Source organism: Pseudomonas sp. ATCC 13867, assembly GCF_000349845.1.
Taxonomy (GTDB): Bacteria; Pseudomonadota; Gammaproteobacteria; order Pseudomonadales; family Pseudomonadaceae; genus Pseudomonas.
The window spans coordinates 1,266,427-1,287,836 of record NC_020829.1 but is presented as its reverse complement, the minus strand read 5'-3'; the positions used below and the strand labels follow the sequence as shown (position 1 = coordinate 1,287,836).

Sequence of the window (21,410 nt, the reverse complement as noted above, 5' to 3'; positions counted from 1 at the left end):
CGTGGCGTCGCGCAAATTCGAGAAACCGTTTCAGGCTGAATACGGTGCTCATCGCTTCTGGCATAATCGCCGCCCCGTCTCCGACCGGTCATAGAAACTTCATGTTCGATCTCTTCAGCGGACTCGATATCTGGGTGGGTGTCAGCCTGGTGCTGGCACTGGCGTTCGTACTCGCCTTCGAGTTCATCAACGGCTTCCATGACACCGCCAACGCGGTGGCCACGGTCATCTACACCAAGGCCATGTCGCCCTACCGCGCGGTGATCCTCTCCGGCATCTTCAACTTCCTCGGCGTGTTGCTCGGCGGTGTCGGCGTCGCCTACGCCATCGTCCACCTGCTGCCGGTGGAGCTGCTGATCAACGTGAACACCGGCCACGGCCTGGTCATGGTGTTCTCGCTGCTCGCCGCCGCCATTACCTGGAACCTCGGCACCTGGTACTTCGGCATCCCCGCCTCCAGCTCGCACACCCTGATCGGCTCGATCCTCGGCGTGGGCCTGGCCAATGCACTGATCACCGACGTGCCGCTGGCCGACGGGATCAACTGGGGCAAGGCGATCGACATCGGCCTGTCGCTGATCTTCTCGCCGCTGGCCGGCTTCCTGGTCGCCGCCGCGCTGCTGATCGGCCTGAAGTGGATGTATCCGCTGTCGAAGATGCACAAGACGCCGGAAACCCGTCGCGACGTCGACGAGAAGAAGCACCCACCGTTCTGGAACCGCCTGGTGCTGGTGATCTCGGCCATGACCGTGAGCTTCGTGCACGGCTCCAACGACGGCCAGAAAGGCATCGGCCTGATCATGCTGGTGCTGATCGGCATCGTCCCGGCCCAGTTCGTGCTCGACCTGAACAGCACCACCTACCAGATCGAGCGTACCCGCGACTCCGCCACCCACCTGCAGCAGTTCTACCAGCGCCACTCCGAGACCCTCGGCGAAATGCTGGCCCTGGGCAAGACCAGCGGCTCCGACATGCCGGACCTCTACCGCTGCGATCCGAAGCAGACCGAGGCCACCCTCAATGGCCTGCTGGGCGACCTGCGCGGCATCTCCAGCTACGCCGACCTGAGCAGCGACGCCCGCGTGCAGGTACGCCGCTACCTGCTGTGCCTGGACGACACCGCGAAGAAGGTCGGCAAGCTGGCCGAGCTGCCGTCCCGTGAGAAGGCGGACCTCGAGAAGCTGCGCAAGGACCTGACCAGCACCACCGAATACGCGCCGTTCTGGGTCATCATCGCCGTCGCCCTGGCCCTGGGCATCGGCACGATGGTCGGCTGGAAGCGCGTGGTGCTCACCGTCGGCGAGAAGATCGGCAAGCAGGGCATGAGCTATGCCCAGGGCATCAGCGCCCAGCTCACAGCCACCGCCGCCATCGGCCTGGCCAACATCTACAGCCTGCCGGTTTCCACCACCCACGTGCTGTCCTCGGGCGTGGCCGGCACGATGGTAGCCAATCGCAGCGGCCTGCAAGGCAGCACGGTCCGCAACATCGTCCTGGCCTGGGTGCTGACCCTGCCCGCGTCGATGAGCCTGGCCGCCGGTCTGTTCTGGCTCACCTCGAAGTTCGTCTGAGCCCACCCCGGCACCCGGAAGAACGCCTGCATCCGCAGGCGTTTTTTTTGCTCAGCCGATCGCTGGCTGCAGCGGCAGGCGTACTCTGAAGCGCGCCCCGCCCTTGTAGTTGTCCACCGACAGGCTGCCGCCCATGTTGCGGATCAGGTCATGGCTCACCGACAGCCCGAGGCCGGTGCCCTTGCCGATCGGCTTGGTGGTGAAGAACGGCTCGAAAATCCGCTCCATCAGGGCCTCGTCGATACCGCCGGCGTTGTCCCGTACGTGCAGTTCGACCCATCCCGGATCGGCACAGGGCTCCTGCGACAGGCCGATCCAGCGCGCGCCCTCGCCTTCCCGACCGAGCAGCGCATCGCGCGCGTTGGCCAGCAGGTTGATCAGCACCTGCTCCAACTGATCGGAGAAACCGCAGACCGTCACTCGCTGCGCCGGTGGCCGGCATTCCAGCAGGATGCCCTGCTGCGTCAGGCCGTCCCCCATCAGCTCCAGTGTGCCCTCGCAGGCCTGGAAGGGATCGAAGGGCGACATTTCCAGTTCGGAGGTGCGGCTGAACACGCCCATATGGCCGACCACCCGGGACAGCCGGTCGATCTGCGCATCCGCCCGCTCGATCTTCTCCGTCAGGTACCCGACATCCTCCAGGCGCTGGCGGGCGTTGTACAGCGCCATGCGCATCACGTGCAGGGGCTGCTTCATCTCATGGGTCATGCCGCTGACCATCTCGCCCAGGCTGGCCATCTTCGCACCCTGCGCCAACTGCTGCTGGGCACGGCGCACGGCGGTGTTGTCGCGCCCGACGGCCTGCACCTCCAGGAGGCGCCCGTCGACGTCCAGCAAGGGGCGATCCGCCCACACCAGCCAGAGGTTGCGCTGGCCCGGCAGGCTGAAACGCAGTTCCCAGGAATCATCGCCGGCCGCCGGCACATCGCCACCCACCAGGCGGGCACGCAGGGCGCTGCAATCCTGGGCGGACACCCATTCGTCCAGGCGCCGCCCGAGCAGCGCCTCCACCGGCTCGTCCAGCACCTGGGCGAAGGTGTGGTTGATGAAGGTCAGGGTGAGATCCGGGGCGTAGCGGCAGATCAACGCCGGCGAGTCTTCCACCAGCACCCGGTAGCGCTCCTCGCTTTCGGCGATCTGCAGCGCCGCCAGATGCTGCTCGGTGACGTCCAGCCAGAGGCCGACCGCCTCCTGCGGCAGGCCCTGGATGTCGCGCAGCAGCTTGGCCTCGTCATACAGCCAGTGCCACTCGCCGGCACTGTCGCACAGGCGGTATTCGCTGCGGACCCGCCCCTCGCGCAGCAGCTCGCGGCCACGGGCGAGGAAGATTTCCAGGTCCTCGGGGTGCACCCGTTCGGCCAGCGCCTGCCAGCTCTGCCCCTGCAGGTCGAGCCCCAGCAGGTTGCCGGCGCTCTCGCTGTAGAACTCGGGGATCAGGTGACCCTCCTCCACCCGCTGCACATAGATCACCACCGGGGCGCTATCGATCAGGTTGCGCAGCCGGGCGTGGGCCGCCAGGGCCTGTTCTTCCTGCAGCTTGCCCTCGCTGATGTCCAGCAGCACGCCATCCATCATCTGGTCGCCGGCCCGCGCCTGCATCCGCCCTTGCAGGCGCAGCCAGCGGCGCGTCTGCGTGGACGCCCGGGCGCGCAGGCGCAGGTCCTGCACCAGTCGCGCGCCGGGCTGCAGGTTGCGCAGGCGCAGGCTGAGTTCATCGGCATCGGCCGGGTGCAGCATCGAGAGCAGGTCGGCCAGGGCCAGCTCGCCCTGCCCGGCGGCGAGCCCGAGGCAGGCCGCCACCGCCGGCGACAACTCGAACACTCCCTCGGCCATGCGCATCCGCCACCAGCCGCCGCCGACCATGTCCTGCAGCAGGTTCAGACGCCGGCTGCTGTCGCGCAGGCTATGCAGCTCGGAACGTTCATGCACCAGGTTGGCGAGGATTTCCGCCAGGTACTGCCAGTCGCCGGGCTGCGGCCCCGCCCCGCTGCCGCCCGGCACCGCGGGTTCGGCGAGCAACCCCGCCAGGCGGCCGCCACGGACCGGCGCCGGCACCAGGTACAGGCACTCGCAGCAGAGCATCCGCAACAGTTCGGAGGGGCCTGCAGCGGTTTCCAGCAGGTAAGCGCCGGTGGCCCGCCTCAGTTCTCCATCGGGCAGCGTCAGACCCTCGCGCAGCAGGCTGTCGAGACCCGGCTGGAGATGACAGGCGAAGACCTTCAGCACGCCCTCCACCGACTCCAGCGCCAACGCCATCGAGCGCATCTGGAACGCCCCACAGAAGGACTCCAGCACCTCGCCCACCGCGTCGTTCAGGCGCCGCTGCGAGCTATGGCGCAGGCGCGCCAGCAGCAGCTTGCTGAGGTTCAGGCATTGCAGCTTGTGCTGCTGGTTGTCGGACTGCCAGTTCAGGTCGGAAATGTCGGTGCCCAGCAACAGGCAGTGCTCGTCGGCCTGCAGGACCGCCTGGAAGCGGCACACCAGCGGCAGATCGCCGGTGCTGCGCAGCGCCAGGTCGACCCGCTCGCCGCCCCGCAGGCCGGTCAACGGCATGCTGCCGGGCACCCGGCGCTCCAGATAGTCTCCCAGTACGGGCAACGCCAGGGAGCCGCCGGCGGGCAACAGCAGCCGATGCACCTGCCGACCGCCGTGGGCCACCACGCGATCACGGCCGTCCAGCTCCAGCCAGATATCCCAGTGCGCCGCGGCCGTCGGCGGTGCCACTTCCTCGGCCGTCAGCGCCGGGCGCCGCCGCGCGGCCAGCGGGCGGTTCGGCGCGGGGGCCGGAGGCTCATCGTCCCGGGAGCCCGTCAGGGAGCGGAAGAAATCGAACATCGCGGTCCTTAGAACAATAGGGTGGCCTTGCCCTTGAGAACGTCCGGCAGACGCGGGATGGTGCCAATGCCCGGCAAGGTGAGCAGCGGCACGATGGGCGAAGCCATGTAGGGATAGCTGACGCAAACGTTGATACGGGTGTAGACGCGCTCCTCTTCGCCTATCGTCTCGGTGGGCAGCGGTGCATCCTCCAGGTACGAGCCGCCATAGCAGCCCTGGTGCCAGGCATCCGGCATCCAAGCCAGGCGCTTGTCCACCTCATCCGTCACCACCTGATGCAACTGGGTTTCATAATTGTCGGCCTGCGGATTGACCGAAATGGCAATGCGCGCCCCTGACGCGGCGGCGTCATTGAAGGCCTGCAGCATCAAGAGTGGCACGCAATAACCGAGCAAACCGTAGAGTACCGCGAAGAACAACACGAAAACCGCGGCGAACTCGATCGCCACCGCCCCACGCTGCCCCTGGGAACTTCCGATTCCTTTCATGCGCAGCACTCCTCGAATAACTTCGATAGTTGATCGATCGCTCGGTTTTTATAATTGATCGTTCATTCAGCTTATCGACCGCGGGAAAGATTCCTGAAGAAACTTCTGGCGGATACCGACACTTATCGATCAATACTAGATGCTGCTGGCGAAGAGACATTCCCGGTATAAGGTATTAATTCTTTGGTGTGAATAGGGATGTTCCCGATGCTGGCCAAACTCCTGCTGCTGGGCTGGTTCGCGGTGTGCGCCTACCAGGACCTGACGCGTCTGCGCGTGAGCAACCTGCTGACCCTCGGCGGCGCGCTGCTCGCCGCCGCCTTCCTGCTGGTCGAAGGCCACACGCTGACCGGCCACACACCGCAGGCCGCACTGGTTGCGACCCTCCTGGCGCTGCTGCTGAGCGTACCGGGCTACCTGCTGGGCAAACTGGGCGCCGCCGACGTCAAGGCGCTGGTCGCCCTGGCCCTGGCCAGCCACCCACAACTGCTGCTCTATGTGCTGGCACTGGCGAGCCTGATCAGCCTGGTGCTGATGCTTGTCAGCAAACTCTTGATCGGTTCGGATCGGCTTCCGGCTCATTTCCAGACGAAACTGGCGCGACTGTTACCGTCAAGGTTCAAGGCATTCCCTTTTATATTTTCCCTGTTCGCCGGACTTCTGACGTACCTCTCATTTTTCCATTGAACAAATTCTTCACATGGCGCCCCTCAAACTTAACGACTATATGCTATGGGTTAATACCATCCGTCACCTGATATAAAAACCGGCTGCGGAACCTCGATGGCCGGACGATAAGAACTAAGCAATATGCCTTCAAGGAGCGTGCAGTCATGGACAAACCGGCCAATCGTCGCTTCAGCGTGATGGTTATCGACGACGAACCCCAGGTCACCGCCGAGCTTTCCGAACTTCTGGAAAACAGTGGTTATCGCTGCGTCGTCAGCGACAACAAGGACAGCGCACTGCAGAAGTTCCGCAACGACAGCTCTATCGGCCTGGTGATCTGCGACCTGGGGCTTGGACGGGACAACGGCATCCGCGTGGTCGAAGCGCTCAAGGAGATCGCCGGCAACGGGCGCTTCTTCGAAACCATCATCCTCACCGGTCAGCAGGGCAGCCAGGAAGTGATCGAGGCGATGCGCGTCGGCGTCGCCGACTACTACCAGAAGCCGGTCGCGCCGATGGACCTGCTCAAGGGCCTGGAGCGCCTGGAAGCGCGCCTGCACGAGCGCATCCGCAGCCAGCTCAGCCTGAGCCAGGTGAACCAGCGCCTGGAGTACCTCGCCGAATCGCTCAACTCGATCTCGCGGGATATCCACAAGATCAAGTACGAAGTGCACGGCGGCGGCCAGTCCAGCGTCCTCAAGCAGGAAGCGTCCGAGGCGCCGGAAAGTTTGCCCAGCAGCGCCGAGCAGATCGCGCCGGTGGTGAACAATCCGCTGTTCAACAAGCTCTCCCCCCGCCAGCAGGCGGTGGCGCGGCTGGTCAGCAAGGGCCTGACCAACTACCAGATCGCCTACGACCTGGGCATCACGGAAAACACCGTGAAGCTCTACGTCTCCCAGGTGCTGCGCCTGATGCACATGCACAACCGCACGCAACTGGCCCTGGCACTCTCCCCCAGCGCCTCGCCCAGCAGCGCGGTGCACTGATCCCCAGACCAACAGTGGATGCCTGGCGCAGGGCATCCCACTGGGTCAGATCAGCAGTTCGTTGGTTTGAGTTTGCAGATCGATAAGACGGACATCGAGGTTGCCCACCTGGATGCCGAGCAAGCTGAGTAAAGGGTCCAGTACCTGGGCTCCTAGTGCAGAAAGGATCGGAGCCAACGCAGCGGTCAATCCGGAGGTCAAGTCCGCCACACTGTTGACCACGCCATTGATCAACCCACCAAGCACTCCTCCGAGGAGCTTGATCTCCACTTGAAGGTTGCGACCAATATCGCCCAGCCCGTTGGCCAACGCGCCGCCCACGGGCGCTGATATCCTCTGTGCGGCGCTGGGCAGGCTGGCGCGACTGGGTATATCAAAGTTCAGCGACTGATCGACGTTACTACCGATATCGACCATGAGCGGAACGCTGCCCGGCCGTGGCGTGATGTTGACCGAAGCCAGGCCACCACCCAGCACCGTCGTGTTGAAACTCAATTTCTCGATGGTTGCAAGACTGGCCGCAGCCTGAATTGTGGCTGTTGAAGAGTGCGCGACTCCCCCGCATTGAATACTCGCCAATGCCGCATGCCCGCTGATCGCACGCAGACTCAGATTGATCTCCGTCGAAACGATCCCCAACACATTGGCCGTCGCCTCCAACGACAGCCTGACTTGCGCTGGCCTAGCATCGGTCCGCCAGGAACCATCGGCATTCTTTCCCGGATACCCAACGGCAACCTGTGGCGGTTGAATGACGTAGAGCGATACCCCCACCCCGCCTACTCCAGGCACGGACAAAACCACGGTAGGAATACTCACCGCCGCTTCCTTGTTCGCCGCCATCGCCGTGGCCATCAGCAGATCCAGCAGATTCACCTGCGAATCCAGCGCCGTATCGGGCAACTCACTGGGAGTGGCGACGCTCAAGATCGACGCCAGGTCAATTCTTGTGATGGGAACCTTCACCGCTGCCAGCGCATTGCCAAGCAAGGCAGTGTCGACTCCTGCTGTATTGGAGGCACTAACCGCATTGACCGCTGCCTCGAGCAACTGGGCGACACCGACATTGGTGTTGACGAGTTCATCCACCGTGCCGACACTCAGGTCCAACTGCGTAGCCAGGTCACGCAGCGAGAGATTGGCACCCGCGATGCCGTTGTAACTCGCAACGTCCAGGTTGAGCGTGATCCCCAACAGCGAGCCCAGCAGTCCATTGAGCAGTGCTGACTTGCCGGAGTCCAGGTCCAGCAGACCACTTCCGGCGGATAACGCGCCGAGAGCCGTACGCCTTGCCACGGCCTCTGCCCTCAGTTGCGTCTGCACCGGCACTCCCTTGAATACGCTGGCGACGTTGAGGATCAGGCTCGACGGTACATTATGAGTGACCCGGACCTTCACAGAGTCCGCAAGATTGCCTCCGGGACTGAACCCGCGGCGTGACAGCGGAAGTCCATCCTCGTCCTTCAGCTCAATAGTCCCCAGAACACCCGTCAACTCTTCACCGGCCGCCGCGACGAAACCATTCTTCGCTGCACTCGCCGTCACGTATCCCTGGATCGTTGTCGAATCCTGTGTACCGCACATCCCGCTCTGCCCAGCCGCCTCCAGCGCCGCCATATCGGCCACCCGCTGCAACTTGCGCTGCTCGTAGTACAGGCGACCGGTGTCGATCACCAGCGCCAGGCAGACCAGCGCCAGCAGCAGCGTCCCTGCCGCCATGATGCCGATTGCGCCTCGCTGCCGTTCGCGTCCCATGCTCCGCTCCCGATGAATCAGTTCTTCCCGGTGCTGAAATCGTTGCTGTCGTCGAGCAGGTATTCGGGGATTTCGCGGGTGTAGCTCTTCAGGTAGCGCTGGTAGGCGCGGTCACGTTCGGCGGGGGTGGCGCTCTGTGGATAGGGCGAGGCGGCGCGGCCGCTGCGCTGCAGGTCCAGCCAGGTGAGCACCTCCCGCTGGTCGCCGGCGACGGTGCCCGGTTGCGCGGCGGGAGTGTCCACCGCCTGGGCCAGGGCGGGAGCGGCCAGCAGCGCGCCGGCGAGAATCCATGCGTTCATCGTCGTCCTCCTTGCCCGTGTCAACGGGCCTTGACCAGCAGCCCGGCGTCCCGCGCCGCGGCAGGGGGGTTGGCCTGCGCCAGCGGACTGGCGTCCGTCGGCGGCGTTTGCCGGCTCAGGCTCTCCGCCGGTGCCGGCGGGGAGCCCGGCGAGCGCAGCGCATCGGCACGCTCATGGGCTTCGCGCACGTCGTCGGCGGACAGGCCGACACGCTGGATCAGCCCCTCGGCCTGGGTGCTCTCGCCCTCCAGGTACATCAGGCTGAGCAGGTTGGTGGCCGGCAGCTTGCCGCCTTCGCTGAGCTCCAGCGCGGTAATGAACTCGAAGCGCGCCCCGCTGCGCTCGCCACGCTCCAGCAGCACCACGCCCAGGTCATTGCGGAAGTCACTATCGGTCGGTTGCAGCCGCGCGGCTTCGCGCAACTCGCGTTCGGCCTCGATGCGGTTGCCGTTGCGCATGGCGATCAGGCCCAGGCCGTGGTGCGCCTCGCCGGCCTTGCAGGTGCCCAGCAGCGCCTGGTATTCGACCCGCGCCAGCGGGCTGCCGATACGCCGCAACGCCAGTGCCTTGCTCTCGCGCACGTCCAGCGCGTCCTGCGGCAGGGTTTCCAGGTTGGCCAGCGCGGCGTGGGCGCGGCCCTGGTCGAGCATTTCCCGCGCCAGGTTCAGTTGCAGTTCTACCGACTGCCCCAGGTGCTCGCTGCACGCCTGGCCGACCTGGCCGCCGCCCAGCGCGCCGAGGCTGGCGCAGCCGCCGAGCGTCAGGCTCAGCAGGCCGACTGCGATTGCGTTTCTCATCTCATGCCCCCCAGTGCCTTGGTAATCGCGAGGAAGCCCGGCCCGGCGAGGATGATCAGCAACGCCGGGAACAGCAGCAGCATCATCACCAGGCTCATCTTCGCCGACAGCTTGCTGACCTTCTCCTGCATGCTGGTCAAGCGGCGGTCCTCGAACAGTTGCTTGAGCGTCTGCAGCGAGCCGCGCGCGCTGCCGCCCTGGCGCACCATCTGGCGCAGCACGTTGCAGCAGTCGCTGAGTTCGCTCACCCCCAGGCGCTTGTTGAGCAGGTCGAGTTCGTCGGCCAGGTCCAGGCCGCTGTCGATGTGCGCCAGCACGGTTTCCAGCTCCTCGACCAACACCGGGACGATGCCCTGCCCTTCCTGACGCACCACGCGCAGGCTCTGTTCCACCGTCAGGCCGGAATCGAACAGAATGCGGATCAACTGGATGAACACGATCACTTCTTCGGCCAGCCGCTCGCGGCGCTTGCCGGCGAAATGGGCCAGCACGCGCTTGGGCAGGAGGAAGCCGACGCCTGCCGCGAACGCCACCGGCAGCAGTGGCAAAGCGAACAGCGGCTTGGGTGCCAGGCTCGCGGCCAGCGCCAGGCCGGCCAGGAGCAGCGGGCACACCAGCAGCGCCATCAGGTAGATGCTGCGTGGCGTGTTGCCGCTCCAGCCGGCCTGCTCCAGCAACAGGCGGACCTCGTCGTCGCGCAGTTGCAGGCGCTGGGCCAGACCGCTGCCTCCCAGGCGTTCCAGCAGACCGGCCAGGTGCCGGCCACCGGAGCGCGGCAAGGGACCGCCGCCCAGGCGTTGCTCGATCAGCCGCTGCTCGCGTCCGGCGGCCCGGCTTTGCGACAGCGCCAGCAGCACCGCGGCCAGTACCAGGATCACCACCAGCAGACCGTAGGTCATGGGCATTTTCCGGCCTCCTAGACGCTCTTGAGCATGCGCCAGAGCGTGTAGCAGCCCAGCACTTGCAGTCCGAGGGATGTCAGCAGCAGCCAACGCCCGCCGCTGTCGAGCCACATGTTCATCAGGTAGCCCGGGTTGGTGACCAGGATGTAGCCTCCCAGCCCCACCGGCAGGACCGCCAGCACCAGCGCGCTGAGACGGGTCTCGCCCGTCATCGCGCGCAACTGCCGGCTGAGTTTTTCCCGCTCGTGGATGACCTTGATGATGTTTTCCAACAGGTCGGTGGTGTTGCCGCCGTAGCGGTGGTTCACCGCCACGCCGAGGGCGAACACGTGGAGCTCTTCCTGGTCATAGAGCTCCGCCACTTCCTGCAGGGCCTCGGGCAGGCTGATGCCAAGCTGCACATGGTTGGTCGCCAGGGCGAAGATCTCCCGCAGCGGGTCGTCCGACGCGCTCACCGCCTGGGCGACGGCGTCGCCCAGGGTGCGCCCCGAATGCAGGCTGCGCACCACCTGGTCGAGGAAGTTGGGCATCTGCCGGATCATCCGTTGCAGACGACGCTGGTACAGCAGGTTGAGCAGCACATGTCCGCCAACCAGCGCCAGCGCCACCGCGCCCAGCGCTCCGGGCACGCCACCCAGGCGGGCGCCAAGCAGGCCCAGCACCAGCGCCACCGCGCCGAAGCACAACAGCCAGCGGCGCATATCGGCGACGCCCGCCCGGCGCATGCGCCGGGCCAGCCAGTGACTGCTGCGGCCGCGCCCCGCCTCCGCCGGCTGCGCACCGCTGCCGCTCAGGCGCCGCAGCACCTGCTCGTTGTGCCGGGTGCGCCAGGCCATGACGCCGGTCAGCAGGCCGAAGAGGCCCAGCACCAGGCTGACTGCGATCAGCAGCAGGGTGCCGTTCATACCAGGACCTGCCGGAACTTCAGCCCGGATGGCTGGGCGGTGCGAACGAACTGTCCGCTGCCACGGCGATCGAGGCTGAACAAGGCGTTGGTGACGTACACTCCGTCGCGCACTTCCAGCACTTCGATGATCTCGCTGATGCAGCGCCGGCCGCTGGACAGGCGGGTGATCTGCACGATGATGTCCAGCGCCGAGCAGAGCATCTGCCGCAGCGTCTGCTCCGGCACGCGCTGGCCGGTGAGGCCGACCAGCATTTCCAGGCGCAGCAGCGAATCCATAGCGGAGTTGGCGTGCACGGTACTCATCGAACCGTCGTGGCCGGTGTTCATCGCCTGCAGCACGTCGAGCACCTCCACGCCACGGATCTCGCCGAGGATGATGCGGTCCGGGCGCATCCGCAGGGCGTTGCGGATCAGCTCGCGGGCGGTGACCTCGCCGAACCCCTCGGCATTCGGCGGCCGGGTCTCCAGGCGCACCACATGGTTGTGGCCCAGTTGCAACTCGGCGGTGTCCTCGATGGTGACGATGCGTTCGCGCTCGTCGATGAAGCTGCTCATCACGTTGAGCAGCGTGGTCTTGCCGGTACCGGTACCGCCGCTGATGAGGATGTTGCAGCGGTTCACCACCGCCTGGCGGAGAAACGCCAGCATGGCCTCGTCGACGCTCTGGTGACCCAGCAGGTCGGCGCTCTTGAGCAGCTCCTTGCTGAACTTGCGGATCGACAGGCAGGGCCCGTCCAGCGCTACCGGCGGAATGATCGCGTTGACCCGGCTGCCGTCGGGCAGGCGCGCATCGACCATCGGGCTGGATTCGTCCAGGCGCCGCCCCAACGGCGCCAGGATGCGCTGGATCACCCGCTGTACATGGTGGTCGTCGATGAAGCGCAGGTCGCTCTGGTACAGCCGGCCTTCGTGCTCGACGAACACCCGGTCGGGGCCGTTGACCAGGATTTCCGAGATGTTCGGGTCGCGCAGGAGGATTTCCAGCGGGCCGAAGCCGGTCAGTTCGTCCACGACCTCCTCGGCGAGGCGGTCGAGCTCGTAGCGGGAAATCGCCAGTTGGCGGCGCGCGGCGTATTCGCAGACTTTTTCCGAGACGTACTGGGCCACTGCCGGGCGGGCGCCCTCCAGCAGGTTCATGCCGTCTTCGTCGATCTCGTCGATGATGTAACGGTGCAGGCGCATCTTCAGCGCTTGCAGGTCCTGGTCATGATGGCCGGACAGGCCGATGCCACCGCCGCTGCCGTAGTTCATGGGCGCGCCGCCTTCGGCCAGCCGAGCCAGGCGAAGCGTCGCGGCCGTTCGCTGACGTTCGCGCCGAGGTTGTCCGCCAGGTCGCGCAGCTTGACCGTCAGCGGGTCGCGCGGCGACAGGTCGAACAGGCTCTGGCCGATGTTCTTCGCCCGCAGGCGCGCCTCGGGCGAGGCCGGCAGCACGCCGAACAGTTCCAGGCCGAACATCTTGCCCAGGGCCGGGGCATCCGGCGGAACCGACGGCCAGTAGCGCTCGATCAGCAGTTCGATGCGCGGCAGGGCGGGACTGCGCTCGCGCAGCCGGCGCAGGCGCTCCAGGCCCTTCTTGCAGGACGGCACGCTCTGGTCCACCAGCCACAGCACGCGGTTGGCCTGCGCCAGCAGTTGCGCGCTGAGCTCGCCTTCGGCGACACCGGTGAGGTTGACCAGCACGTGGGTGAAGGCACTGCGCAGGTTGCCCAGCAGCAGGTAGAGCTCGGCGGTGGTGACCCGCTCCAGGATGCCGGGCTCGTCCGACAGGCTGAGGACGCGCAGCCCGGACTCGTGGCGGGTGAAGGCGCTGTCGATCAGGGTCTGGTCGAGCCGGCGCAGGTTGCGCATCGCATCGGCGAAACTGAACGCCGACTCCATGCCGAGAATCGCCAGGGCCTCAGCGCTGGGCTGGCCGATGTCCACCAGCAGTACGCGGTGATCCGCCTGGCGTTGCAGCGCCAGCGCCAGGTGCAGCGCCACGAACGCACCGTCGGCGTCCGGCCGGGCGCTCACCAGGCTTACCAGCTCGCCCTGTTGCGCGGCGCTCACCGGCACGCTGGGCAGGCGTCCGCCAAGACGGCGGATCAGCCCGCTCAGTTCGCTGGCGCGGGCGCCGTAGGTGACGAAATCGCGGGCGCCGGCGCGCATGGCCGCCAGCACCAACTGGTTGTCCAGGCCATCGCCCACGGCCACCACCGAGAGCAGCGGGCGGGCCGACACCAGCCCCTCGATCAGCGAGCTCTGAGTCACCAGGTTGGCCTTGTTCAGGCTGGTGAACAGGACACTGGCCCCCGTCACATCGAGCAGCGCCAGCAACTCTTCCAGGGTTCCGCTGTTGGCCACCACCACCTGTCCGCAGTTGGCCAGGCTGTTCTGCAACCACTCCTGCTCGCCGGGATGCTGGACCAGTGCCACGAATGTCTGACTCATGCTGCCGCTCCCTTGCCGTTCCTTGCGGCCCGCTCTCTGGCGGGATACCGCGTCATAGCTGTCCATCAGCGCGACATCCCGCTGCTGGCCTTGCGCTGGTCGAAGCGGCCGTCCTCGAGGAAATAGAACTCGCCGAATCCGGGGTCGTACTTGCGCAGGCCCTCGCCCGGCAACGTCGGCAACGCGGCGTTCGCCGCCAGCGGCTGGACCAGGTGCGGGGTGACGATCATCAGCAGTTCGCGGTCGTCCTTATCCAGGTTCGAGGAACGGAACAGCGCGCCGATCACCGGGATGCTGCCGAGGAAGGGGAACTTGTCGACGTTGCTGATGGTGCTGCTGCTGATCAGCCCGCTGATCACGAAGCTCTCGCCATCGGCCAGCATCACGCTGGTATCGGTGCGCCGTACGGTCAGGGCCGGCACCGCGATGTCGTTGGTGCGGATGCCGCTGCTGAAATCCAGCTCGCTGACTTCCGGTGCCACTTTCAGGGCGATGCGCTTGTCGCTCATCACCGTGGGGGTCAGGGTCAGGCGGACGCCGAACTCCTTGTACTGGATGGTGATGTTGTCGTTGTCGCCGTTGGGTACCGGGATGGGAAACTCGCCGCCGGCGAGGAACGAGGCACTCTGCCCACTGGTCGCCACCAGGCTCGGCCGCGCCAGGGTGTAGGCGAAGCCGCTGCCCTCCAGGGCGTTGATGAAGCCCAGCCATTTGCTGCTGCCGCCGCCCCAGATGATGTTGAAGCCGCTGTTGGCCGTGCCGAACCTGCCGCCCAGGTTGCCTGCACTGTCGAGCTCCAGGCCGCCCAGGCTGCCCGGCGACCCGAGCACGAAGGTATTGGAGCCCCTGCGCACCAGCGACGTACTGGCCTGCTTGAGCTTGCTGCGGCTGACTTCGACGAAACGGATGTCGGTCTGCACCTGGTTGGACAGGCCGGCGGCGAGGTTGCCCGGCAGACCGCCGGCATCGGCAATCGCCCGCGCGCCGACCCGCACCACGCTGCTCATGGGTTTGTCGCTGCAGCCGGTCCAGATCAGCAGGCTGGTCAGGCCCTCGGCCTTGCCGGTAACGAGAAAGTCACGCTTGTCGATCACCTGCACATCGGCGATGTTCGGATCGCCGATGGCCAGGCGTTTGATCGGTACCGGCAGTTGCTGGTCGAGCTGGGCGCCCTGCTCGACGTCAAGGTTCAACTGCTGACCGGCGAATCCGGCGCAGGCGCTCGGCACCGCCTGTGCGGCGGAGTGGACGGCACAGGCCAGAAGCGCGGCCAGCGACAGAACGAAGCGCTTGGACATCGATGCACTCCTTGCTCAATGTGCTTCACGGGTAACGGTGGTGCCGCGGTAGACCACGACGCCCGGACTCACCGCCGGCGCCGAGACCTGGCGCACGGCCGGCGCGGAGCGGGCCTTGCCGAGCAACTGTTCGAGGGTGATCGGCTGGCTGCCGGAGGCATTCAGCGACGCCTGAATGTAGCGCCCTTGCTGCTCCTTCTCGTAGAGATTCTCGTCCTTGCTGCGTACCGCCAGGCGCAACGAGCCCGCCTGGCTGGCCAGCATCAGCCGGGAAGCGGATTCGGCCGGCACGGCCAGTACGGCGGTGCGGGGCGGGCGCGGTGTCTTGTCCTTCGACTCGGCGCCGTTGCGCGCCTGGCCATCGCTGGCGACGGCGATCTGCTCGCCATAGGTGAGGACGCGCACGCCGGGCAGCACCACCTGGGCACTCACCACACGCTCGGCGTTCCGCTGGTCCTGGACGAAGAGCATGACGTCGACGTAATCGCCGGGGAGCACGAAGCCGCCGCCGCCAATCACCTCGTCCACCGCAATGGCCATAGCCCGCTCGTCCGGGCGGATGGTCCGCGCCAGGGGGCCGCCCGGCTCCAGCAGGGCCCCGGAAAGAATGCTGCCGGCCGGCACCGCGACCCAGACCCGCTGGCCGATCAGCGCCTCGGGCTTGGGATAGCTGCCCGCCGGGGCGGTATGCAGCATCTCGATGGCGAGGTCATCGTTGCCCATCACCGTCAACGCCGGGAGGTCGCGGCGAGCCACCACCACGGGCGTGCGCTGCAGCTTGTCCGCCTCGGCCATCGCCGCCGGCGCAACGTCCTTCACCGCGCCAGCGACGGGCGCCGCCGACTTGCCCACCGACAATCCCAGATAACCCACGACACCTGCACACAACAACAACAGCCCGGCGAAAACCATCAGCACCTTGCTATTCATGTCCACATCCTTGGCGTTATCGGGATGAGTGAACCTGGCGGTCCACTGGCTGATCGGAAGTCACGACACCGGCCGTTGCCGAGATACGTCCTTCAGACCTTTATTGTTGTTTCGACCCGACGGGGCGGTTCGATAAGAACCTTTCCTCATAATTGGTTCCTGCTTGTTCCAAAGCAGAATTTAGTAGCTGCGGTAATAGCGTCAAATACCGACGAGAAATTTCCAATCCTCAGATAGTTCTACTTCGCCATGACTATAACTTTGGTATTAGCGCTATTTGATCAATTGCATTCCGCCATACGACGCCTAGCCTGACGGTGAAGTCGGGGCGCCGCCCCGGTGGTCTGTGCAAGGAGCAACCGCGATGAATCTGAGTATCAAAGACCTGTCTCTGAAGTTGTATTGCAAGGCCAAGGCATTCGCTTTTGACAGAGAGGGTGCGACCGCCATCGAATATGCTGTCATCGCCGGATTGATCGCGGTAGTCATGATCGCAGCAGTGAAGATCGTCGGTACCGATATTGACGGCATCTTCGACAACGTCCACACCGAACTGACCAAAACAACACCCTGAAGCTGATACTCCAAGACAATTATCGATATTCCCGCGAATAGTCGCGGGAATATTTCTTTGCGTCCCTGAAAAAACTCCACAACCTTCCTAAAGTTCTGCCGCACATGGCCGATACATCCTGCTTACCTCTTCGTTCCACCTGCAGGATGCTTTACCGATGCTTCGTTCGCTGTCCTTCGCCAAGAAGATCCTTCTGGCGGCCTCCCTCGTGGTCATCTTCGCCTTCGCCTGCTTCATCCTCTTCAACGACTTCCGTCAACGTGAAGCGATCCACGCCGATACCGACGCCTACCTGAGCGAACTCGGCAGCCTCACCGCCAGCAATATCCAGAGCTGGCTGGAGGGTCGCATCCAACTGGTGGAAAGCGAAGCCGCGCAACTGGCTGACCAGGAACCGACGCCCGAGCGCATCCAGCACGTGCTGGAACAGGCGGTATTCCAGAAGAATTTCGAATCGGTCTACCTAGGCGAAGCCGCCAGCGGCGTGTTCACCATGCGCCCCTTCTCGCCGATGCCCGATGGCTACGACCCACGCACCCGCGGCTGGTACAAGGACGCCGTGGCCGCCGGCCGCCTGATCGTCACCGAGCCCTTCCTCGACGCCGGCACCGGCGAGCAGATCCTCGCCATGTCCATGCCGGTGATGCGCAACGGTCAACTGGTCGGCGTCGCCGCCGGCGACATGAAGCTGGAAACCATCACCGCCATCATCAACTCCCTGAAGTTCGACGGTGATGGTTATGCCTTCCTGGTCAGCGATGCCGGCAAGATCCTGCTGCATCCGGACAGCCAGTCGATCTTCAAGAGCCTGGCCGACATCTACCCGCAGGGTGCCCCGAAGGTGCAGGCCGGCGTGCAGGAAGTCAGCCTCGACGGCAAGGACCAACTGGTGTCCATGACTCCGGTGAAAGGCCTGCCAGGCGTGACCTGGTACGTCGCCCTGGTGCTGGACAAGGACGCCGCCTACGCCATGCTCAGCGACTTCCGTACCTCGGCCATCATCGCCACGGTCATCGCCATCGTCGCCATCCTGTTCCTGCTGGGCATGCTGATCCGCGTACTGATGGCCCCGCTGACCGACATGGGCCGCGCCATGCAGGATATCGCCCAGGGCGACGGCGACCTCACCCAGCGCCTGAAAGTCGCCAGCAACGACGAATTCGGCGTGCTGGCCAACGCCTTCAACCGCTTCGTCGAGCGCATCCACGAGTCGATCCGCGAAGTGGCCTCCACCGCGCGCAACCTGCATGACGTCTCGCAACTGGTGGTCAACGCCTCCAACTCGTCCATGAGCAACTCCGACGAGCAGGCCAACCGCACCAACAGCGTCGCCGCGGCGATCAACGAACTGGGCGCCGCCGCCCAGGAAATCGCCCGCAATGCCGCCGATGCCTCGCACCATGCCACCGATGCCTCGCACCAGGCCGGCGACGGCCGCCAGGTGGTCGAGCAGACCATCAGCGCGATGAACCAGCTCTCCGACAAGATCAGCTCGGCCTGCGCCAACATCGAGGCGCTGAACAGCCGCACGGTAAACATCGGCCAGATTCTGGAGGTGATCAAAGGCATCTCCGAGCAGACCAACCTGCTGGCCCTCAACGCCGCCATCGAAGCGGCCCGCGCCGGCGAGGCCGGTCGCGGCTTCGCCGTGGTGGCCGACGAGGTGCGCAACCTCGCCCACCGCGCCCAGGAGTCGGCTCAGCAGATCCAGAAGATGATCGAGGAGCTGCAGGTCGGCGCCCGCGAAGCCGTGGACACCATGACCGAGAGCCAGCGCTACAGCCTGGAAAGCGTGGAGATCGCCAACCGCGCCGGCGAACGTCTGGCCAGCGTCACCCACCGCATCGGCGAGATCGACTCGATGAACCAGTCGGTCGCCACCGCCACCGAGGAGCAGACCGCCGTGGTCGACTCGCTGAACATGGACATCACCGAGATCAACACCCTGAACCAGGAGGGTGTGGAAAACCTCCAGGCCACCCTGCGCGCCTGCGCCGACCTGGAGAACCAGGCCGGACGGCTGCGGCAGTTGGTGGACAGTTTCCGTATCTGATCGGTACGGACATGAAAAAGGCGCCTTCGGGCGCCTTTTTGTTGTTCGCGAGCCAGCTCGCTCCTACAGGTCCAGCGAGCCTTGTAGCTCGCGAACCAACCCATCAACGCCGCTTGCTGCCGCCCAGCAGCGCGCCCATCAATCCACGCACCAGTTGCCGGCCAATCTGGTTGGCCGCCTGACGCACCACGGTCTTCGCCGTCTGGCTGGCCAGGGTCCCCAGCAGTTCGCCGGCCAACCCGCCGAGGTCACTACCGATGCCCTTCTCCTCCGGCTTGGACTCCGTCGGCGCCATCTTGTCGTCAGCGCGGCCGGTCAGGCGTTCATAGGCCGACTCGCGGTCGATCGGCTGGTCATAACGGCCAGCCAGCGGCGAGCGGCGGACGATCTCGGCCCGCTCGGCGTCGGTCAGCGGGCCGATGCGCGATTGCGGCGGCGCCACGGCGACGCGCTGGACCATCGCCGGCGTGCCCTTCTCCTCCAGCGTGCCCACCAACGCCTCGCCGATGCCCAGCTCGGTCAGCACCTTGAGGGTGTCGAACGCCGGGTTCGGGCGGAAGCCGTCAGCCACCGCGCGCAGCGACTTCTGCTCCTTGGCGGTGAACGCGCGCAGGCCGTGCTGGACGCGCAGGCCAAGCTGCGCCAGAACGTCGTCGGGCAGGTCGCTCGGCGACTGGGTGACGAAGTACACGCCCACACCCTTGGAACGGATCAGCCGCACCACTTGCTCCAGGCGGTCCTGCAGTGCCTTGGGCGTGCCGTTGAACAGCAGGTGCGCTTCGTCGAAGAACAGCGCAAGGAGCGGCTTGTCGGCATCGCCACGCTCGGGCAGTTGCTCGAACAGCTCCGCCAGCAGCCAGAGCAGGAAGGTGGCATAGACCTTGGGCGCGTCATGCACCAGCTTGCTGGCGTCCAGCAGGTGGATGCGGCCACGACCATCGGCCTCGGGGCGCAGCAGGTCTTCCAGTTGCAGCGCCGGCTCGCCGAAGAAGTCCTCGGCGCCCTGCTGCTCCAGCAGCGCCAGGCGCCGCAGCAGGGCCTGGGACGAAGCGCCGGTGAACAGCGCACGGTCTTCGCCGAGGATTTCCGGGTGCTCCTTGAAGTGGTTGAGCAGCGCCTTCAGGTCCTTCAGATCGAGCAGCAACAGCCCCTCACGATCCGCCACCTTGAAGGCGGCGAACAGTGCGGCCTGCTGGCTCTCGGTCAACTCCAGCAGGTTGGCCAGCAGCAGCGGCCCCATCTCGGACAGCGTGGTGCGCAACGGATGCCCGGACTTGCCGGCGACGTCCCACAGGCTCACCGGGTAGGCCTTGGGGGTGTAATTCAGCCAAGGCATGCTGGCGATGCGCTCGGCCACCTTGCCCTGCGGGTTGCCGGCGGCGGCGATACCGCACAGGTCACCCTTGATATCGGCGGCGAAGACCGCGATACCGGCGTCGCTGAAGGACTCGGCCAGGCGCTGCAGCGTAACCGTCTTGCCGGTGCCGGTGGCCCCGGCGATCAGGCCGTGACGGTTGGCAAGCTTCCAGGCCTGGCTGACCGGCTGGCCGTCCGGACCCGCACCAATGATCAGTTCGTTCGTTGCTGGCATCCGTCATTCCCCGTCAATGGATGGTCGCGGTGGATCGTCCGCTAAGACTGGCGCGTCACGCAACACTGCGCAAACCGGCGTGCTCAGACTTTGAAGACGTGTTTGAGATAGTGAAGGAAGTTTTCGTCCTTGCACTGGGTCTTGCCCGGCGTATCGGAAATCTTCGCCACCGGGTGGCCATTGCAAGCGGTCATCTTCAGCACGATGTTCATCGGCGCCGCGTCAGGCACATCGCAGGTGAAATGGGTACCGATGCCGAAACTGACATCGATACGCCCCCGCAGCGCCCGGTAGATTTCCAGCGCGCGCGGCAGGTTCAGGCCATCGGAGAACACCAGGGTCTTGCTCCGTGGATCGATGCCCAGGTGCTCGTAGTGTCGGATGGCCTTTTCCGCCCACGCCAGCGGATCGCCCGAATCATGGCGCAGGCCGTCGAAGAGCTTGGCGAAATACAGGTCGAAATCGGCCAGGAACGCCTCCATCGTGATGCAATCGGTCAGGGCGATCCCCAACTGGCCACGGTACTCGCGAACCCAGCAATCCAGTGCGGCGGCCTGGCTGTCGATCAGCCTCGGGCCGAGCTGCTGGTGCGCCATCAGCCATTCGTGGGCCATAGTGCCCAGGGGTTTCACCTCCAGCATGCGCGCCAGGTGCACGTTGCTGGTGCCGACGAAATGACCGGGGAAGCCGTCGCGCAAGCCCCGTACCACGGCCTCCTGCACCGGATAGGAGAATCGCCGACGGGTGCCGAAATCGGCCATCTTGAAACCGGCCAGTTCCTCGGCGCTGGCCTCGCCACGCAGCCAGTCGAGCTTCTCCTGCAGGCGATCGCACACTGCCGCCAGCGAGGCGCCCGGATAACGGTGGCGGTTGCGCACCTCGCTGATGGTGGCCAGCAGCGGCACTTCGAACAGGATCACATGCAGCCAGGGGCCCTTGAGGCGAAGGTAGAACTCGCCATTCTCGACGCCCAGTTGCACATAGCAGGGATTGAAGCGAAACAGGCCAAGGAAGCGGATGAAGTCCGGCTTGAAGAACGGAATACGCTCGAGAAAAGCCAGCTCCTGGGGCGCGAACGACAGCTCCGCCAGGTACTCGATCTGCTCACGCACGGGGTCGAGGTAGGCTCGCAGGTCTTCGTCGTTGCGACAGCGAAACTCCCACTCCACCTCGGCATTGGGGTAGTTGTGCAGCACCGCCTGCATCATGCTCAGCTTGTAGAAGTCGGTATCCAGCAGGTTCTGCACGATCCGCCGGGAAAATGCGCTGTCGCTCATGCTCGTCTCATTGCAGGCTTCGAACCGGCAGTCTAAACCCGTCGCC

The 21,410-nt window shown here is 65.4% G+C and carries 18 protein-coding genes; 5 read left to right on the top strand and 13 right to left on the bottom strand.

The window, feature by feature from the left end; genetic code table 11:
- The first annotated feature begins 101 nt into the window (after positions 1-101).
- Positions 102-1,571, top strand: a complete 1,470-nt coding sequence (locus H681_RS05920) for an inorganic phosphate transporter (RefSeq protein ID WP_015475928.1) — start codon at positions 102-104, stop codon at positions 1,569-1,571.
- 51 nt (positions 1,572-1,622) lie between these two features.
- Here H681_RS05920 and H681_RS05915 read toward each other — a convergent pair whose 3' ends face one another.
- Together H681_RS05915 and H681_RS05910 are read right to left on the bottom strand one after the other, a co-directional pair.
- Positions 1,623-4,406 (bottom strand): PAS domain-containing sensor histidine kinase, encoded by a 2,784-nt coding sequence (locus tag H681_RS05915; protein ID WP_015475927.1) that lies wholly within the window; start codon positions 4,404-4,406, stop codon positions 1,623-1,625.
- An 8-nt stretch (positions 4,407-4,414) separates the two neighbouring features.
- The gene (locus tag H681_RS05910) at positions 4,415-4,894 is read right to left on the bottom strand and encodes a TadE/TadG family type IV pilus assembly protein (RefSeq protein ID WP_015475926.1); all 480 of its coding nucleotides are present in this window, start codon (positions 4,892-4,894) and stop codon (positions 4,415-4,417) included.
- Between the two features lie 207 nt (positions 4,895-5,101).
- Between H681_RS05910 and H681_RS05905 the strand changes: the two genes are divergently transcribed.
- Both H681_RS05905 and H681_RS05900 read left to right on the top strand, forming a co-directional pair.
- Complete coding sequence (locus tag H681_RS05905; protein WP_041711756.1) at positions 5,102-5,581, top strand: prepilin peptidase; 480 nt, start codon at positions 5,102-5,104, stop codon at positions 5,579-5,581.
- 146 nt (positions 5,582-5,727) lie between these two features.
- Positions 5,728-6,549 (top strand): response regulator transcription factor, encoded by an 822-nt coding sequence (locus H681_RS05900; protein ID WP_015475924.1) that lies wholly within the window; start codon positions 5,728-5,730, stop codon positions 6,547-6,549.
- A gap of 45 nt (positions 6,550-6,594) precedes the next feature.
- On the opposite strand, the gene H681_RS05895 is transcribed toward H681_RS05900, so the two are convergent.
- The 9 genes from H681_RS05895 to cpaB form a co-directional block, all read right to left on the bottom strand.
- Complete coding sequence (locus H681_RS05895) at positions 6,595-8,304, bottom strand: pilus assembly protein TadG-related protein (RefSeq protein ID WP_015475923.1); 1,710 nt, start codon at positions 8,302-8,304, stop codon at positions 6,595-6,597.
- Positions 8,305-8,321: 17 nt separating this feature from the next.
- The gene (locus tag H681_RS05890) at positions 8,322-8,603 is read right to left on the bottom strand and encodes a DUF3613 domain-containing protein (RefSeq protein WP_015475922.1); all 282 of its coding nucleotides are present in this window, start codon (positions 8,601-8,603) and stop codon (positions 8,322-8,324) included.
- Positions 8,604-8,623: 20 nt separating this feature from the next.
- On the bottom strand, positions 8,624-9,400 hold the full coding sequence (locus tag H681_RS05885) for a tetratricopeptide repeat protein (protein WP_015475921.1): 777 nt from the start codon (positions 9,398-9,400) through the stop codon (positions 8,624-8,626).
- Positions 9,397-10,305, bottom strand: a complete 909-nt coding sequence (locus H681_RS05880; protein WP_015475920.1) for a type II secretion system F family protein — start codon at positions 10,303-10,305, stop codon at positions 9,397-9,399. Before H681_RS05880 ends, H681_RS05885 begins: the two co-directional genes overlap by 4 nt.
- Before the next feature lie 11 nt (positions 10,306-10,316).
- The gene (locus H681_RS05875; RefSeq protein WP_015475919.1) at positions 10,317-11,207 is read right to left on the bottom strand and encodes a type II secretion system F family protein; all 891 of its coding nucleotides are present in this window, start codon (positions 11,205-11,207) and stop codon (positions 10,317-10,319) included.
- Entirely contained in the window at positions 11,204-12,460 is a 1,257-nt protein-coding gene (tadA, locus tag H681_RS05870) for a type 4b pilus Flp biogenesis ATPase TadA (RefSeq protein ID WP_015475918.1), read from the bottom strand. Before tadA ends, H681_RS05875 begins: the two co-directional genes overlap by 4 nt.
- Positions 12,457-13,641 (bottom strand): type 4b pilus Flp biogenesis protein TadZ, encoded by a 1,185-nt coding sequence (gene tadZ, locus H681_RS05865; protein WP_015475917.1) that lies wholly within the window; start codon positions 13,639-13,641, stop codon positions 12,457-12,459. Before tadZ ends, tadA begins: the two co-directional genes overlap by 4 nt.
- A gap of 65 nt (positions 13,642-13,706) precedes the next feature.
- A complete protein-coding gene (locus H681_RS05860) occupies positions 13,707-14,939 on the bottom strand; it encodes a type II and III secretion system protein family protein (protein ID WP_015475916.1) in 1,233 nt (410 codons plus the stop codon).
- Between the two features lie 15 nt (positions 14,940-14,954).
- Positions 14,955-15,869, bottom strand: a complete 915-nt coding sequence (gene cpaB / locus H681_RS05855; protein ID WP_015475915.1) for a Flp pilus assembly protein CpaB — start codon at positions 15,867-15,869, stop codon at positions 14,955-14,957.
- Between the two features lie 364 nt (positions 15,870-16,233).
- Between cpaB and H681_RS27095 the strand changes: the two genes are divergently transcribed.
- Complete coding sequence (locus H681_RS27095; RefSeq protein WP_015475914.1) at positions 16,234-16,443, top strand: Flp family type IVb pilin; 210 nt, start codon at positions 16,234-16,236, stop codon at positions 16,441-16,443.
- A gap of 157 nt (positions 16,444-16,600) precedes the next feature.
- Positions 16,601-18,496 carry a methyl-accepting chemotaxis protein gene (locus tag H681_RS05845; RefSeq protein WP_015475913.1) on the top strand — a complete coding sequence of 632 codons (1,896 nt, stop codon included), beginning with the start codon at positions 16,601-16,603 and terminating at the stop codon, positions 18,494-18,496.
- A 103-nt stretch (positions 18,497-18,599) separates the two neighbouring features.
- Here H681_RS05845 and H681_RS05840 read toward each other — a convergent pair whose 3' ends face one another.
- The gene (locus H681_RS05840; protein WP_015475912.1) at positions 18,600-20,087 is read right to left on the bottom strand and encodes a helicase HerA-like domain-containing protein; all 1,488 of its coding nucleotides are present in this window, start codon (positions 20,085-20,087) and stop codon (positions 18,600-18,602) included.
- Positions 20,088-20,170: 83 nt separating this feature from the next.
- Positions 20,171-21,364, bottom strand: a complete 1,194-nt coding sequence (gene pncB / locus H681_RS05835; protein ID WP_015475911.1) for a nicotinate phosphoribosyltransferase — start codon at positions 21,362-21,364, stop codon at positions 20,171-20,173.
- Positions 21,365-21,410: the final 46 nt, after the last annotated feature.